18 protein-coding genes are annotated in these 15,667 nt (G+C 36.7%); 15 read left to right on the top strand and 3 right to left on the bottom strand.

The genetic code is table 11. The features are described from left to right. The first annotated feature begins 689 nt into the window (after window positions 1-689). The 6 genes from AC4IC4_RS08320 to AC4IC4_RS08345 all read left to right on the top strand — a co-directional run bounded on the left by AC4IC4_RS08320 (window position 690) and on the right by AC4IC4_RS08345 (window position 4,620). Window positions 690-1,169, top strand: a complete 480-nt coding sequence (locus AC4IC4_RS08320) for an HNH endonuclease signature motif containing protein (protein WP_087529510.1) — start codon at window positions 690-692, stop codon at window positions 1,167-1,169. 73 nt (window positions 1,170-1,242) lie between these two features. Beyond that, entirely contained in the window at window positions 1,243-1,704 is a 462-nt protein-coding gene (locus AC4IC4_RS08325; protein ID WP_491472539.1) for a hypothetical protein, read from the top strand. Between the two features lie 451 nt (window positions 1,705-2,155). After that, window positions 2,156-2,887 (top strand): HNH endonuclease, encoded by a 732-nt coding sequence (locus tag AC4IC4_RS08330; RefSeq protein WP_087529512.1) that lies wholly within the window; start codon window positions 2,156-2,158, stop codon window positions 2,885-2,887. After that, a complete protein-coding gene (locus AC4IC4_RS08335) occupies window positions 2,884-3,339 on the top strand; it encodes a hypothetical protein (RefSeq protein ID WP_491472540.1) in 456 nt (151 codons plus the stop codon). Before AC4IC4_RS08330 ends, AC4IC4_RS08335 begins: the two co-directional genes overlap by 4 nt. Before the next feature lie 160 nt (window positions 3,340-3,499). Then, on the top strand, window positions 3,500-4,027 hold the full coding sequence (locus AC4IC4_RS08340) for a DUF2778 domain-containing protein (RefSeq protein ID WP_087529514.1): 528 nt from the start codon (window positions 3,500-3,502) through the stop codon (window positions 4,025-4,027). Window positions 4,028-4,383: 356 nt separating this feature from the next. Further along, window positions 4,384-4,620 carry a hypothetical protein gene (locus AC4IC4_RS08345; RefSeq protein WP_087529516.1) on the top strand — a complete coding sequence of 79 codons (237 nt, stop codon included), beginning with the start codon at window positions 4,384-4,386 and terminating at the stop codon, window positions 4,618-4,620. Between the two features lie 334 nt (window positions 4,621-4,954). Here AC4IC4_RS08345 and AC4IC4_RS08350 read toward each other — a convergent pair whose 3' ends face one another. Together AC4IC4_RS08350 and AC4IC4_RS08355 are read right to left on the bottom strand one after the other, a co-directional pair. Further along, the gene (locus AC4IC4_RS08350; protein ID WP_087529518.1) at window positions 4,955-5,623 is read right to left on the bottom strand and encodes a hypothetical protein; all 669 of its coding nucleotides are present in this window, start codon (window positions 5,621-5,623) and stop codon (window positions 4,955-4,957) included. Window positions 5,624-5,753: 130 nt separating this feature from the next. Continuing rightward, window positions 5,754-6,068, bottom strand: coding sequence for a hypothetical protein (locus AC4IC4_RS08355; RefSeq protein ID WP_087529519.1), 315 nt, complete (start codon window positions 6,066-6,068; stop codon window positions 5,754-5,756). 197 nt (window positions 6,069-6,265) lie between these two features. Between AC4IC4_RS08355 and AC4IC4_RS08360 the strand changes: the two genes are divergently transcribed. Both AC4IC4_RS08360 and AC4IC4_RS08365 read left to right on the top strand, forming a co-directional pair. Next, a complete protein-coding gene (locus AC4IC4_RS08360; protein WP_491472541.1) occupies window positions 6,266-6,940 on the top strand; it encodes an EAL domain-containing protein in 675 nt (224 codons plus the stop codon). A 460-nt stretch (window positions 6,941-7,400) separates the two neighbouring features. After that, complete coding sequence (locus AC4IC4_RS08365; RefSeq protein WP_200925110.1) at window positions 7,401-8,108, top strand: hypothetical protein; 708 nt, start codon at window positions 7,401-7,403, stop codon at window positions 8,106-8,108. Between the two features lie 30 nt (window positions 8,109-8,138). Here the strand turns inward: AC4IC4_RS08365 and AC4IC4_RS08370 are convergent, their stop codons facing one another. Further along, window positions 8,139-8,543 (bottom strand): hypothetical protein, encoded by a 405-nt coding sequence (locus AC4IC4_RS08370; RefSeq protein WP_087529521.1) that lies wholly within the window; start codon window positions 8,541-8,543, stop codon window positions 8,139-8,141. 189 nt (window positions 8,544-8,732) lie between these two features. Between AC4IC4_RS08370 and AC4IC4_RS08375 the strand changes: the two genes are divergently transcribed. The 7 genes from AC4IC4_RS08375 to AC4IC4_RS08405 are packed head-to-tail and all read left to right on the top strand — an operon-like array spanning window position 8,733 to window position 15,667. Beyond that, on the top strand, window positions 8,733-9,272 hold the full coding sequence (locus AC4IC4_RS08375; protein WP_165765168.1) for a hypothetical protein: 540 nt from the start codon (window positions 8,733-8,735) through the stop codon (window positions 9,270-9,272). Further along, window positions 9,178-11,100 (top strand): terminase gpA endonuclease subunit, encoded by a 1,923-nt coding sequence (locus tag AC4IC4_RS08380; RefSeq protein ID WP_165765169.1) that lies wholly within the window; start codon window positions 9,178-9,180, stop codon window positions 11,098-11,100. Before AC4IC4_RS08375 ends, AC4IC4_RS08380 begins: the two co-directional genes overlap by 95 nt. Before the next feature lie 9 nt (window positions 11,101-11,109). Then, window positions 11,110-11,595, top strand: coding sequence for a hypothetical protein (locus AC4IC4_RS08385; RefSeq protein ID WP_087529523.1), 486 nt, complete (start codon window positions 11,110-11,112; stop codon window positions 11,593-11,595). Further along, window positions 11,595-13,106: a phage portal protein gene (locus AC4IC4_RS08390; RefSeq protein WP_491472542.1), complete on the top strand. Its 1,512-nt coding sequence runs from the start codon at window positions 11,595-11,597 to the stop codon at window positions 13,104-13,106. Before AC4IC4_RS08385 ends, AC4IC4_RS08390 begins: the two co-directional genes overlap by 1 nt. After that, on the top strand, window positions 13,063-14,916 hold the full coding sequence (locus AC4IC4_RS08395) for a phage major capsid protein (protein WP_087529525.1): 1,854 nt from the start codon (window positions 13,063-13,065) through the stop codon (window positions 14,914-14,916). Before AC4IC4_RS08390 ends, AC4IC4_RS08395 begins: the two co-directional genes overlap by 44 nt. Before the next feature lie 12 nt (window positions 14,917-14,928). After that, window positions 14,929-15,228 (top strand): hypothetical protein, encoded by a 300-nt coding sequence (locus tag AC4IC4_RS08400; protein WP_045143194.1) that lies wholly within the window; start codon window positions 14,929-14,931, stop codon window positions 15,226-15,228. A 1-nt stretch (window position 15,229) separates the two neighbouring features. Continuing rightward, window positions 15,230-15,667, top strand: a complete 438-nt coding sequence (locus AC4IC4_RS08405; protein ID WP_087529526.1) for a hypothetical protein — start codon at window positions 15,230-15,232, stop codon at window positions 15,665-15,667.

Consider the following 15,667-nt stretch of genomic DNA (forward strand, 5'->3'; position numbering starts at 1 on the left):
AATTTTCTAATAGAAGTATTCGCAGCCATTCTTTACATTTTAGTTATTTTCCCCATGTACATAGTCTGTTCAATCATCTTTATGGTGTTATGTATCATTACTCTACCTTTGAAGATACCGGTAATAAATAGATGGGTTAGGAACTACCTGAAACGGAAAAAATAACATGATAAAATATAAGTACCATGTACTTAATGTTTTCTCTCAACTTCTTCAATACTTCCAGATTGAATCAACAATAACGATTTAAAAACCCGTGAAACGATTTTGAAAAAAATCCTATACTAAAAATGTCTTCACATATCTCGCATGTTTCGAAGAATAATAATAAATAATATATAGATTGTGACTCATCTATCCTTCCATTGAAAAGATACCCTACGCCGTAGGGTTCTTTTTACATGGGATCTATTACGAAATCGAAATCATTTAATAAGGAAAAACAAATGAAAACCAAAAAAAAGGATGTAAAAACTAATTGTGTGACCGTGAGATTAACTGACGCTCAACTTATCGCTCTACAGGAGCTATCTAAGAGTGGGGTATGCGAGCGTGTATCACTCGCAAGTGCTTTTCAGTACTTACTAAACCAACACATCATTCTAAAAAAGGGCTAACTCTCACAGGCCAAGTAGATGTGAGAAACGCGATCAAAGGAATTGACGCGTTAATTATAAAAGGAAGTTCAAATGAAACAATGGAAAAACACACAATATGAAAACTACATAGTAAGCTCTGATGGTGAAGTTTTTAATACTAAGACAAATAGAAAACTTAAAAACTCATTAAGTAAATCGAATGGGTATTATAAAGTATCATTATCTGTAAAAGGATATGGTAGTAAAGTTATTGAGGTTCATCGTCTTGTAGCCGAAGCATTTATACCACGCAATCAATCGTTGAAATTAGTAGTTGATCATATTGATGATAATCCATTAAACAATGAAGTTAGTAATTTACAATGGATTACTCAGAAAAATAATATTGCAAAAATCAAAAAAAGAAAGCCTTGTATTCGTTTTACAAAAGAAGAGAAAGAAGAGATTATTAGTACTTACAAAACTGGCAAGTACTCATTGATTGGAATAACAAACTATTTTAATAATCTTTGGAATCGTTCAGTATCACGTCAAGCTTATACAAGGATTATAAAAAAAGCAGGGCAATAAAATACAAATGGCCTGTAGTGGGTGGAATCACTACAGGCCATCTATTAATTACATTTATACAGGAGTATTTATCATGGCAAAAACCTATTCAAGTTTTGATAATAGAAACATAAAAGCACTAATAAGCCAGTACAAGCTATACAAAGATATCCCATGTGAAGATATCAAAAACATTATGAAGGATTCAGTAGCTAAACTGAATGTGAGGGATAAGATTAGTGTATACGATGTGTTTACAGTATTGAGTAATGAAGATGAAATACGAAATGATTTACTATTCAAAACTATCAATCTTATTAAAATAAAACAGAATAAGAAACAAGTAAAAGAACGTATGATTAGGTACTACGGGGCAGCGATAACGGATGCAGCAAAACGAATAGAGCAGTACTTGATGGAGCACCCTGACGCACTACCAGCACCAGCATATGGACAAAGAACGCTAACGTATAAAGAAGTTGGTAAGCTATTAGAACTACAAAAACAAGGTAACTTTATTGATGACATGATTGAGTACTTAAAGAGCTTGCGTTAATTGTGCCTTATTACGGCATATTACGGCATATATCCATGCCGTATTACGGCAGAAAAAGCCCCTGAAACCCGCGTTCTACCATCAATACGGCAACTAAGTATAGAGATACGAAATCCATTCCATTTCATTCCATGTATTTCTTTCTCTATCAGTATTCAATGAAACTGTGACTGCGTCACGAATACTACTCGTCGTGAACTCCTCGTAGTATTGGTTAGAAACGTTCCGTTTTTCTCGCTGTACTCGAAAAGACGGAAGGCGTTTCTTCTCGCTTTGCTCGATAGGTGTTAGTACAGCAAGTGAAGTACCTAAAGTGAATTGGTAAGTCCGAAATGCCCCGCCAGTTTAACCCCTCTCGCTCCGGTCATATGATGCCATTTGATAACTACATAAAGTACTGGATCAAGTGTGCAATTTTTGTGTACAAAGAGGTACTTAAGAGAGGAATAACATGAACAGAAAACAATTCATCCAGTCGCATGGTGCGACATGTAAAAATTGGACATGGAGTTGGTCATTTGTTAATCACGACAAGAAAATGGTGATCTTTGGTGCTTGGGATGTTCAGAAAGAGCAAGAAAGATCAGTCATACTAAGGGAGCGGTGGAAAACCAAAGTAGTTGATGGTAGGACAAGAAAAAATCTGGGGTACATTCAAGCTATTGAACACATCCAGTTGATAGCTGAAGGTTATGATCTTTTCACGTTTGATATGGAGCAGGGGCGAAACGATGAGGATAGAGATGTAGCTGTTATCAAACGTTTCACCCCTAAACTTGAAAAGCGTTACCTTCGAAAAGAAGGTACTGTTTGGTATGCTGACTTTTTACCTAATCCGTTTCCTGACGAAATTACCTCACCTGAAAACTACGCTGAAGGTGCAAAAAAGCAAGTTACAGTAAACTCCTACGAGCGTGATCCAAAAGCACGACAGGCTTGTATTGACCATCATGGAACTTCATGCATGTGTTGTGGATTTGACTTTGAGAAAGTCTATGGTGAACACGGTAAAGGATTTATACACGTTCATCATATCAAACCACTACATACAGTAGGTGAGAACTATGTGGTAAACCCGATTGAGGATATGGTTCCCCTTTGTCCTAACTGTCATGCAATGATACATAGGGGAAGTGAAGTCTTAAGTTTAGAAACATTAAAATTAATAGTTGAGAAAAAATGAGTATATTAACAGTAGCAGCTAAATATAAAGATTTGTTTTCAGTGCTTTCATTTATCATAGCATGTACTTCCTTATTTTTTTCAGGTAGAACAGCATGGCATGATAGATCGAGATTGAAAATTTCAGGTCGAGTTGTATACGAACCGGTTTACGAAAAGGCTTATAAAATTGAAGTGACAGTTCTGAATGTTGGCAGGCGTGATGCTGTATTAGAAGGGATTTTATGCCATTACGAAGGGAATAATACCAGACATAGTTATGAAAAAAAAGGATTTATACTAAAAGAAAAGCAAAGAGAAATGTTTCAAATAGAGTTCAGGGATTTAGTAATTACAGATGATGATGGAAATGCTTATGAGTTAGAAAACATTACCGTATTGGATGTTGAAGGGAAAGAGCATGAAATTCCTAATTCAAAAAATCTTATTGCAAGGTTTTCTAAAGATGCATAACCTATCGAAAATAAAGATAGCTAAAAAATACGAGTGAATTAGAAAGTCTCATACGGAATATGATAATTTAAGTTGGTTTTTAGACTTACTACATTTAGGAGGCTGATTGTTTAAATGGCATATGTTAGAATCGTCATATGCAAACAGCAGGGAAAACAAAATGCAAATAATGAGGATGACATACGACGACATTGATAAAAATGGCTATGCCAAATTACACGTCTATGGAATAGGAACTTTCTCGGTATTCAGTGGGCAGAACCCATATACCAATGATCCCAATTGTGCGTTTATGCCTAATAGTGCCATACCTCCAGGAAGGTACTGGATAGTAGACAGGCCAACCGGATCAATAGTGAACCAGATACGAGCATGGGGCGTTGATCTCTACGGTGGTAATGATCACTCTGAATGGTTCGCCTTGTTCAACGCACAAACCATGACAGACAGTATTCATGTTAATGGTGTTGCTCGTGGTGGTTTCCGTTTACATCCACTCAGGCCGGATGGGTCAGGGGTCAGTGAAGGGTGTATTACCTTTGCGAACCGTCCTGATTTCTACACTGTGCGTACTCAGCTACTACGCACTAAGAAAGTGAAAGTACCTGGTTCCAGAAGTGGATTAATGGCCTATGGTTATGTTGATGTACAAGGGAGTAGCGACTATGCGAACTGTAAGAAACGTTAATATAGCCTTGTTCGTCATATGTGTGGTTCTATCGGGATGGTTATCGAGCTTCGGTAAACCCCTAAACGGTCTAACCATATGGTTTATGGATAAAGCATATAGTGTGTTTGGTTCCATGCTAAGCGAGCCATATGAAGCAGATGCTGATCCGATTAGATTCACCGCAATAATTGTAGCTGTACTGATCTATGCAATTGTCATGTTTGTAATCATCCGCTTACTCTTCAGAAAGTTTCAGGCCAAACGCTAATCCCCTATTTTATTAAGTACCCTCACTGCATATGGTGAGGGTATTTTTTTTGTACTTAATTACTGGCTCTAAGAATAAATACATCAACAATAGATGAGGTGAGTTTATGGAAAAATATATTATTAAGGGTTTTGTTTATGAAGTGATTGGCAATGTGATAACCGTCCAGCCAGTACAAGAATTTAAGTTTCAATTTTATCCAAGCGGAAATCAGCCATGTCCAGTATTTGCTATCAAACAATATGTCATTGATGAACTACTGAACATGGGGAACGATGAGTTATTCAATGCTTCACTAACTGATGAGACTATCATTACTGCAAAGAGTTTAGTATGTAAGTAAAATTGAGCGGAAAGCAGTAAATATATAGAAAGGTTAGCAGTACTAACCCACTATAGGATTTACGAAATGATAAGAATGGAATTTAACACATATGATGATGGATCATACTATTTTCTGTATGTTACAGAGGAAGTACGTATAGAAACTAATGGTTCTGATGGTTTGCAGATGGAAACACGCGATTCGAGGGTAAGGGATTTGGGTGATCCGTTCCAGTACTTAACCATTAAAGAGCGAAAGGATGAGTACTTTAATGAAGCCATTGTAAATCCGTATATTGAAGTATTAGTTATAGCGGTGAAGGTACTCCACCGCTTGTTAAATGTTGTAGATTCTAATTAGAGAAATGGAAAAGATTATTCATGTCCTTTTTTAAGGATGCATGTGTTTTGATTAAATCTTTAAAAGTATCAACTAATGTTTTCCCATAGTTGATATTGTAATGATATCGTTCAGAAATATCATTTACATCAAACCCTATTGCATTTCTCAAAGTTGCCAACGCTTTTTGATTTTTGATGAAATAATTTTTGAAAATAGTATCATCTTTTGGTGATACTTTCCAAAAGGTAAGTGATTGTAATTCGTTTTCCAAAGCTGTTAATTTTATTTGCAGTTGATCTATGACTTCTTTTTCTGTTGTTACTAAATGAGGAAAATTTGGAGGGTCACATTCTGGTTCAGTATTATTGAGGTTCCGTACATTTTCATATGTTTTCAGCATTTCCAACGAAAAAAGATCGCAATTAGTCCAGAATTTAGTAACTTGATTTAATGCATTTTCCTTTATTTTAGTTTGAAACCAATTTTTAGCGTTCCATGCTGCATAAAGGGCTGCCCCTGCCATAATGATATTGGCAATAGAACTAAACCAGTCACTAACCGAACCCCACTCGAAACCTTCATTACCAGAAAAAAGAAACTTTATAAGTACTAAGCATGAAATAATTAATAACGCAGAGACAATTGTTATAAGAGCAATATTTGCTTTTCTACAGTCCATCGAAGGATGTTCCTAAAATCATAAAAGGTAATGCAATCACTTTACCATTAATCACCGAATAACGTACACTCCGGTTTCACGCTACGCCTACAATGGGGTTATGGTTTGTTTGCGTAGGTGTGGCGTGAACTTAGAACGGTAGTTCTTCTTGTCCACAAAACCAATCATCACCATGTTGTTCAATCACACGTTGTTCAGCATGTAGGTAACTCACAGCGTCCAAAACCTCTTTAAATGGCGTTTCGCTAATCAGTACAAAACAATCCCTTTCAACCGTTCCCAGCCAGAACACCCCGCCTAAAGAACCTTCAAATATCACCCGATCACCAAACTTGAATTGCTCAAGAGCACTTCCACGATAGCAGACCGTGAACCATACCCCGTTGTTGGAGAACTGGTGAACCCCTCTACGTTTGGATGGATCATAACCGTTCTTATTGCTCATTTCTTAGCCCTCCGCTCATGTATAACTACTGTAAATTTATACAGTATATTCGTATCATTCAAGACAAAACACTAAAAAACAAATAAAAATGATCATTTTCAATGAGTTAAGTGATTATCTTTAGTGTGGTTAGTCTTTCATTGATATCTGAAAACGATCAATAATTGATAATTAACCAATTTTAGAGATAAGCAGGGATGAGCAATACAACCTTCATAGCAGAACCAATCATGACTACATCAGGCCAGCTCGTAGGATGTGAAATGTTAACCCGCTTCCATCATGAAGATCTGCCAGTACTGAATAGTAAGTACTTCATCATGGCTATGACGGTCGAAGGGAAGAAGGAACTACTGAAACAACAATTAGAGACTGTAGAAGTTCATGCGTCATGGTTCAGAGAGCACCGGCTTTTCTGTACCGTTAACGTTGATACGATACAGGCACGGCTATGTGTGTTTGACAGGGAGATTATTCAGCTATTGGATAAAATGGATTTCATCAGGCTTGAGATATCAGAGAACTTTGAAGGGCTTGAACTCGGTATCAATCATCCAGTACTTAAAACACTGTTAAACGTTGGCTATCGCCTGTTCCTTGATGATCTTGGATCAGGCTTTGCGAATACAGCAGCACTTTCTACTGGTTGCTATGAGGCGGTCAAACTTGATAGGGCTTTCTACCGTCAGGAAGTACAGAAACCTACATTCAACGTACTGATGAAGAACATCATGAAGTACTGCCCGTATGTGATCGTTGAGGGAGTAGAGCAGCGGCAAGAACTACCAGTACTACGTGATGCTGGAGTAACAGCCGTTCAAGGCTACCTCTACCGTTCAGTGAACTTCTCTAAGGTACAAATGCTGTTATAGAGAAGAAGTAGTTGTTTCTTGAATTTGATGGGCATAGATAGATATATAGTACTGTGTTTAGTCTAAGCTCTGTATGGTTAGAACATACAGGGCTTTTTTTATTTCTCAAGTACAAAGTAATTATGAATTAGATTGATGTTAAGTTATTTTTAGAATAACTAATTAGTTCTTCTGGAAGTATTGATTTACAAGTAAAGTATATTCAAAGTGGAAATAAAAAGATAATTCATAATAAGTACTGCCAGTAAACATATATCACTTTGATTTTAAGTTATTAATCTAAATATTTTTTCCTTTATAAAACAATGGTGAATTAGATTTGCGTAATAAATCAATTCAAAAGTATTTGCATTCATCATTTCCACTGATTATATTCACTCTCACTGAATCAGCAGTAGCTAAAATAAAATGTTAAGGCGTTTTTTTCTGAACTTCATAATACAAACAAAAAGGTAATTCTATGCTTTATTCACAACTACACTCTACAGCAACAACTTATCAGAATGGCGTAGTTATTCGTTGTCGCTCAAAAATAGTAGCTTACTTTCGTCAAGAACCTTTCAGCATAAATGGTAATAATCATCGCTATTATGGTTTTATTGATAATAATGGACAATGGTATGAAACTGATGAGCCAATAGCATTTTGTCCGTACTGGAATAGTTTTGACTATGAATTAGGGGGGGCTATCATGTTTGAACTTGACAGTACTATACCAGTACATAAGATCGATAAGCCAAAATTACCTCACGGTAAAGTTGAAGGTTATGAAGCATGGCATGATACATACATTGCACATATATTAAATGATGGGTGTAATGATATTATTATTCATGTATACAATTATGATAGCTCATTACGTTGGATTCGGTGGTCATATGGTCGACTTAATCATTCAGGAACAGAAGAAACTACTTTATATGAGAAACGTGAAGGGGATTTAGTAAACCGTATACATGGTAATATATTAGAACCAGGTTTGTTCAAGAACATACCATTTGAACATAACGTAATATGTAAAGATATTGGTGTAGTATACGCTTCTGTAGGAGATAACCTGAATAAGTTGGCTTTTTTTGCAGAGGTAGCTGGTATCAAGGAATACACGGGTACACCTGAACCGATAACGTATAGACAGTGGGATATTGGTAAACGTGATTTCATCTAAATCTTAGCCCACACAAAGTGGGCTAACGAGTTATTTTTTATCCATCATTTCGATGATAAGTTTCTTTGTTTCGACAGAACATAAAGCAACGTAGCTTTCTTCATCGTCAGTTTGGATGTTGTTAATCCGTTTACTTAATTCATTTAAGAACCCTTCGCTTTTAACTAACTGAATGACAGAGTTAGCGAACTCATCTTTTTTCTTTTGAGAGTATAGTGAAGGTATAAAAGAACTTACAGCGGCTGACGTACCCTGCCATTGTTGAGGTGTTACCGCTTCTTCTGTTGCTGTCTTGAAATCCTCTTTACTCTTTGTGCTACGGAAACGTTTAAACACATTATCAAAAGTAGCAACAATAGCATTTATAATTTGTATTTGTACAGGTTTTGGTAACTTTAAAAACAGCTCAAATAATTTAAAGATATAAGCGAGCATAAAATCAACCTCATATGTGTGTAGATAGAAAAGATTATCATAAAGTACTTAAATTGTTCAATCACCAAAAATAGTAAATAAACAAAAATAGGTTCTTCCTGAACTTCTTAAAGACCGCGTAGTTTCGCCGCACCCTATAAATAAGATATAGGAGGTTTTAAACCTAATTCATTCACAATACGAGGAAATATGACGTACTTACAATTAGCAAAAATCTACGGATACGATCCTGCAACAGTTAGCCGTGATTGGAAAGCAAAAGGTTTAGATATAGATGGAACAGACGATGAGATCTATCAATGGGTACAAGATAATGTACTAACACCATTGAGAGGACAAACAGATTTAAAAGAAGAAACTCAGCGTGAACAATTACGATTAGCAAAAGCTAAAGCAGACATTGAAGAAATGGAAGCTGATCTAAAAAGAAGAAACTTAGTAGAAGTGGATTATGTAACTGACTCACTTTCAAGTTACTTACTTCAACTAAAGAACATGTTGCGTAGTATTCCAAACACAACTTATGTAGAACTCTTTGCAAGTGAAGATGCAAACCAATTGAGGGAAACGCTAAAAGATAAAATTGATGAAGTACTCAGAGATATTGGAAATTATGAGTACGAGGAAGATGAATATGAAAATGGATTTTCAGAATCAGAGGAAATTAATAACGATATTGAATCAGGCGGTGAAAAACATACTACCGCCAGAGAAGATCAGACCGAGTGAATGGGTAGAGAAGAATCTTAAATTCTGCGATGGTGAGTTACAAGGCTCACCAATGCGTTTGTACGAATTTCAGAAACAACCGTTAGATTCAATTATAGAACCAGGGGTACGCAAGGTAGTACTAATGAGTTCGGCACAGTTACTAAAAACAACAATAGTTACTGGTGCATCCCTGTACTTTCTTCAACATGATCCATCAAACATGGTAATTGCTGGTACAACAGCAAATACAGTGAAGAAGTATAAGAATGGTAAGTACGATCCAACTATCCAGCTAACACCATCACTTTCAAAACTAATCACGAGCAAATCAGACAAGACGAAAACGAATGATGCCACTACACAGGAAACAACCGTTGGTACTTTCAACTATTTCGTAAGTCTCTCAAGCCCAAGCACCCTACGTGGCCTCACGGCGAAGAGAGTATTTTGTGATGAAATTTCCGGTGTATTAACTGATGGCGATGAGGGTAATCCAATCGCCCTCGTATCGCAACGCTGTGAATCATTCCGTGATTCACTAATCATGATGTGTTCTACACCGTTAGTACCTGATGATCCCATATGCCAGGAATTTGCTATGAGCGATCAGAGGTACTTTCACGTACCTTGCCCTGAATGTGGTGATGAACAACGCCTGATATGGAAAAACGTTAAATTCAAATGGAAAGTAATAGACGGTGGCCGCCGTTCTATCCCTGATGCCGATACTGCCTATCTTGAATGCCCGCACTGTAAACACCAGTACACAGAAGCCGAACGTGTAAGAGCAGTATCACAAGGACGTTGGATCGCTACACATCCAGAAATTAAGGATGTTAGGGGCTATCACATATCACGTTTGTACTCTCCGGTTTCGTCGATCCGCAAGTTGGTACAGGATTTTGCAGAAGCGTTTAAGAACTTTGACCATATGCGTTTTGTGAACAACGCATTAGGCGAACCCTACATAGATAAAGAAAACGTAGAACACGATTTAACTCTACTGGAACAACTACGCGATTTTGATATTGATATACATAACATACCTAATGATTGTGTTGGTTTAGCATATGCGGTTGACCAACAATTAGACCGCCTGGAATGTACTTTAGTTGGCATATCGGAAAAGAATTATTATGTACTCGATCATCGTAGCTTCTATGCAGTCGATTGTAATAAATATGATTCGCCAGCATATGCAGAATTACAAAGTTTTATAAATAATACAAAGCTAAAAACGAAAAATGGAACACCTCTACGAGTACTTCAGGTATGGGTAGATAGTTCTAATGGTGCTGCAACCAATACCATCTACCGATACTGTAATAAAACAGGTAACGAGATATACAAACCTATCAAGGGTGATGGGCGTACAACCATTCCTCTATACAAAGAAAGTACATCGGGTGGTTATAAGTTCATGCTACTTAACGTTAACGAAGGGAAGAACCGTATCAGGAAGCTACTTAACGCAGCTATGAACGATGAAGCACATGAAGGTAAGAGAATCCATTTTAGCCATTCATTACCAGATGATGCATTCCTTCAGTACACCAGTGAAAAGCGAGTAATGAAAGGTGGTCAACTTGTTTGGGTGAAACGTACTGGTTCAAAAGATGATCGTAACGAAATGCTTGATACGCTCAACTATTGCCTAATTAGCTTTGAATATATGTTAAATAAATTGGGTGTTGATGCCTATAAAAAACTAAGGAACTACAACGCCAATATAGCTAAAACTAAATACAATGAAGAAATACAAACTAATGATACACCTATAGAACATGTTCCAGTACGTAAACAACGTAAAAGGCGTATGGGGAGAAGAAATTGGTTTAATGAATAAGGAATAAACATGGCAACACGCAGCGTTGATTTCACCTCAGATATTATCAAAGGTGAAAGCATTGTGTTTAGTTTTGCCGCAGATTCTAAAGTAGATATAGTAGATGTGGATGGGATCAAAATTACATATACCTATCCATATTCTGTAATTGATACTTCAATCTGGAAATCAGGTGCATATACGGCAATTATCAATGATAAAACATTTGCTGTACGTACCTTTCAGATAGTAGATCCAACTGCGACAGCAAATAAATACAATCAATACCTATCTATCATTGATGAAATAAATATTGTTATAGAGTCTAAAGTACAGAGCGGTGGTGTAATCACTCAGAGCATCAACAATAAAAGCCTAACTACAGAATCTATGGACGCATTACTAAAACTCCGCACTCACTATACAAAACTTGCTAACCAAGAATTAGCACGTATGAGGGGGCTTTCTTCTGGTAATCCGATTAAATCAATAACAACTTTTAACAGGGGTAACTAATGTTCTGGAAAAAGAAAAAAATTGATGAGCCTGAACAAGTACCTAAACCACAGTTTGAACGTAAACAACTTACAGATAATGCATTAAAACGTGAACTAAAAGAGATTCGTACTAACTCACAATCACCAATCATCAGTTTTGGGTTTGCAGCAGGTAATTCAGCAGGAAATATTAATAGTATCATCAATATGACATTACCTACCTTAGTCGCTAAGTCACGTGAACTAAGTTTGAATAATGGAATTGCTAAAAAGTACTTTCAGGTTAACAGTGATGGCGTAACGGGTGCATCAGGTCTCTATATCCGTCCTGATGTTAATCTTCATGATGATAATGAAGAAAACTTAGTTATTAACGAAGAACTTGAGCAGCTATTCTACAAATACGCAGATAATCCAGAAGCATTTAGTATGAATGGTAAGATGGATTTAGCGGCTTTTCAGCGTTTAGTGGAACGTACTCGTAGTATTGATGGTGAAGCGTTCATTATTTGTCATGAAGTGAACGGTACTGTGAAGTTTGAACTTATCGACACTATGCGAATACCGACTACTGGAAACCGAATTTTTGATGATGGTTCATATGTTTCTAATGGTATTCATTTTGATCGATATGGGAAAGTAATTGAGTACTATGTAACTCGTTTGAATCCTTCTACATATACGTATCAAACAGGTGATTATGAAGTAATTCCTGCATCAAACATGCTTCATCTAATGATCCAGGACTACCCTAATCAAGAGCGTGGCATACCGGATATCATTGCAGGTACTACTTTATTAAAAGATCTTGAAGCCTTTATTAAGGCAGCAATCATATCTAAGAAACTATCAGCCTCTGCAATGGCTTTCATTACTAACTCAGCAGGTAGTGATGAAGATATTGATTTTATGAAAGGGTACGAACCTGATTACTACGAAAATGACAGCTTACAAAGCGGTGCTTTAGTAGAACTTCAACCAGGACAAAACGTAACGAGTGTTAACCCAAACGGGGCTACTGATGGAATCACAGAGTTTGTAGATACTCAGATGCAACAAATTGCTATGTCTCTTGGTATCACAGAGCAATCATTAAGCGGTTCTACCGCAAATGCTTCATTCTCAGCAGCAAAACTAACAGACCGCCTACAACGTCAGACTTTCAAGACACGTACTAATGCATTAACCACGTTTGTATTAAAACCAATATACGCACGCTGGCTTAAAGCAGAAATGTTACGTAATCAGAGTTTAAATCTGAAATTTAGTGATTTCGATAAATTAGTAAATGCTAAATATATTAGTGAATTTGTGGAATCCCTTGATCCTCTCAAAGACGTACAAACCCAAGTACTAATGATTGATAACAAGATCAAGAGTCGTTCTATGGTTGTTTCTGAATTTGGTTATGACCCATATCAAGTACAGAAGGAAATTGAATTAGAGGAAGCTAAAACAATTAATAATAAACAGGAAGTTATTCAGGATGAAGAAACAACTAACGAGGGAACTAAACCTACAGAAAATTAATAACGCTATTGATGTAGAAAATCGAACCATTGAGATCGCTTTTGCAAGTGAAACACCTGTTAAACGTGATTTTGGTGAAGGTATTGGTGTACTGAACGAAATCCTTAAATGTACGCCTGATTCCGTTAACCTAACTCGTATGCTAAATGGTGCTCCATTACTAATTGAACATGACTTTACCCGTCATGTTGGAATTGTATTAGATGCGAGAGTAGACAGCGATAATGTATGTCGTGCGACTGTAAAACTATCTTCAATTCAAGAAGCAGAAACTATTTTTACAATGATTCAGGAAGGTATCCGTACCAAAATTTCCGTTGGATACAATATTGAATCTTATCATATCGAAGGTGAAAACCTAATTGTAGATCTTTGGTCGCCATATGAAGTAAGTAGCGTATCTGTTCCCGCAGATGATTATGTTGGTGTTTCACGTTCACTAAATACAAATGAAATTCAACTTAGTGAAGGTGAACAAATGGATATTGAAAACCAACAAGAAGAACTACGTACTGATGATGTAGTTGAACAAATCGAAGAAGAAGTAAAAGAAAGTACTGAATCTGATGAACATGTTGAAGTACAGGAAAGTTCAGAAGCAGTAGAAGAAACTAAAACAGTAGAAGTACAGGACAGTACTGAAATTGTTGAAGTAGAAGCACAGGAACGTGCAGCACTAAATAAAGGTGAATCTGACGAAATTAGAATTCGTGAGTTAACCGCTATTGCAGAACTTTTCAAGGTAGATGGTTCTGAAGCAATTAAATCAGGTGTGACAGTTGAACAGTTTAAACAGGAAGTTCAAACCAGATCCCTAAATAAAGAAACAAATCTAATTAACAAGGATGTTAATAATATGAATAAAAATGTAATTGGTGAACTAATCCGTAGTATCAACGATGATAACTTTGATTCTGTAAAAGCTGAACTCGAAAAAGGCCAACGCGGTTTCAAAATGGATTTTTCCCGTGCTCTTGCTACCGATACTCAGACAGCAGCAGGAACAGTAAAAACCGTATATGCGGATTCTTATCTAACCGCTCTATTGGCTCAGTCCATTCTTGGAAGCCTAAATCCAACTATCTATTCTGGTCTTGCTTACCGTGGCGTTCTTAGTATTCCTCGCCTTACTGGTCTAACTCCAGCGGCACCAGGTAACTTCAAATTCTATGAAGAAGGTGATGCAGTTGAAGATACAATCGCGAATTTTGATTCTATCAAGCTATCACCAAAGATGTTTGCTGGTGCAGTACCTGTAACTAAGCAGCTCATGCTAAGTTCTGATACCGCAGCAACCTTTGTTCAGGATGCTCTAATCCGCTATGCGGCTAATGGCCTCGAATCCAAGATCTTTGATTCACTACAGTCAACGATTCCAGTAGTTACGACCGCAGCGATCGGTAAAATGACTGAAGCTGATGTACAGAAAGCTATTGAAGCTCTTGGTACTGCTAACGTTGACGTTCGTTCTTGCGTAGCGGTAATGCATCCAAGTACTTTAGCTAAGCTACGTCAAACCGCCGTATTAAATAACACCTCAGCCGTGACTATGGTTGAAGGTCATCGTTTCGATATGTGGCTAAACGATGAAGTTCGTGTTGTTGAAAGTACTTTTGTAGATGTCGATTCTGTGATCATCGGTGACTTCCGTAATCTAATTATTGCGAATTGGTCAGAAGGTCAGGAAATTGACGTAGATACAACTACTCACCGTGCAGCACAAATTACTGTTTTCCGCAGCTTCCAGTACTTAGCAACCGCTATTGCTCATGAAGAAGGTTTTGTAAACCTAAAAATCAAATCCGCTTAATGGTGAAATAAAATGAGAGCATTTTTTAGTAACTCACAATCAGAGTCACTACTTAATGCTTTTGGTGAAAAGCTCGTCATTGTTCAAGATGGTGTATCAATAACGATTACCGCTATTTTCGAACAAGACGAGCTTTTTTTCGATGATAGTCAAACTACCGTGACATATTTTAGTGCTAAGTCAGGTATCAAACTAAATAGCACTTTCAAAATCGATAGCATCGAATACGTAGTAAATAGGATAGATGATGATACAAGCGGTATCTCTAATTATCACTATATTCGCAAAGTCGATTTAGAAGAGGAAATATAATATGTTCACGGCAGACTATAAAATCAGAAAGTACTTAATTAATAAACTCTCTCCAGTTACTAATTTACACTTTCCATCAAAAGCATCAGTAGATGATATTACTGTAGTTTATATTGGTGATTCTTCTGTACAACGTACTCAAGTATCTAAAGCAAACACAGTCATTAATAATCAAATTGTGCCATCAACTATAAGAAATTTATGTGAATTTCGTGTTGAGTTTGTGTCTGTCGGACAATCATATAAAGAAGCATCCGATGAAATTGAAAAAATACTTGAAGCAATTTATACGCCTGGTTTCTTTAATGACCTAAACCAGCAGCTTCCAATGCCATTATTCAATGTGCGTATTGAAGATAGCCTAATGACTTCTCAAGCCGAAGCAACGGAAACCGCTTATGTACACACACAAACTCTATCTTTTAGCTATGGGGAATAA

The organism is Enterobacter sp. Taxon_2 (genome assembly GCF_058355295.1).

Coding starts and splice junctions, on each gene's coding strand:
- AC4IC4_RS08330 (WP_087529512.1), top strand. CDS start 2,156: ATGAACAGAAAACAATTCATCCAGTCGCATGGTGCGACATGTAAAAAT.
- AC4IC4_RS08380 (WP_165765169.1), top strand. CDS start 9,178: ATGAAAATGGATTTTCAGAATCAGAGGAAATTAATAACGATATTGAAT.
- AC4IC4_RS08360 (WP_491472541.1), top strand. CDS start 6,266: ATGAGCAATACAACCTTCATAGCAGAACCAATCATGACTACATCAGGC.
- AC4IC4_RS08395 (WP_087529525.1), top strand. CDS start 13,063: ATGAAGAAACAACTAACGAGGGAACTAAACCTACAGAAAATTAATAAC.
- AC4IC4_RS08335 (WP_491472540.1), top strand. CDS start 2,884: ATGAGTATATTAACAGTAGCAGCTAAATATAAAGATTTGTTTTCAGTG.
- AC4IC4_RS08370 (WP_087529521.1), bottom strand. CDS start 8,543: ATGCTCGCTTATATCTTTAAATTATTTGAGCTGTTTTTAAAGTTACCA.
- AC4IC4_RS08375 (WP_165765168.1), top strand. CDS start 8,733: ATGACGTACTTACAATTAGCAAAAATCTACGGATACGATCCTGCAACA.
- AC4IC4_RS08340 (WP_087529514.1), top strand. CDS start 3,500: ATGCAAATAATGAGGATGACATACGACGACATTGATAAAAATGGCTAT.
- AC4IC4_RS08400 (WP_045143194.1), top strand. CDS start 14,929: ATGAGAGCATTTTTTAGTAACTCACAATCAGAGTCACTACTTAATGCT.
- AC4IC4_RS08390 (WP_491472542.1), top strand. CDS start 11,595: ATGTTCTGGAAAAAGAAAAAAATTGATGAGCCTGAACAAGTACCTAAA.
- AC4IC4_RS08325 (WP_491472539.1), top strand. CDS start 1,243: ATGGCAAAAACCTATTCAAGTTTTGATAATAGAAACATAAAAGCACTA.
- AC4IC4_RS08405 (WP_087529526.1), top strand. CDS start 15,230: ATGTTCACGGCAGACTATAAAATCAGAAAGTACTTAATTAATAAACTC.
- AC4IC4_RS08385 (WP_087529523.1), top strand. CDS start 11,110: ATGGCAACACGCAGCGTTGATTTCACCTCAGATATTATCAAAGGTGAA.
- AC4IC4_RS08355 (WP_087529519.1), bottom strand. CDS start 6,068: ATGAGCAATAAGAACGGTTATGATCCATCCAAACGTAGAGGGGTTCAC.
- AC4IC4_RS08365 (WP_200925110.1), top strand. CDS start 7,401: ATGCTTTATTCACAACTACACTCTACAGCAACAACTTATCAGAATGGC.
- AC4IC4_RS08320 (WP_087529510.1), top strand. CDS start 690: ATGAAACAATGGAAAAACACACAATATGAAAACTACATAGTAAGCTCT.
- AC4IC4_RS08345 (WP_087529516.1), top strand. CDS start 4,384: ATGGAAAAATATATTATTAAGGGTTTTGTTTATGAAGTGATTGGCAAT.
- AC4IC4_RS08350 (WP_087529518.1), bottom strand. CDS start 5,623: ATGGACTGTAGAAAAGCAAATATTGCTCTTATAACAATTGTCTCTGCG.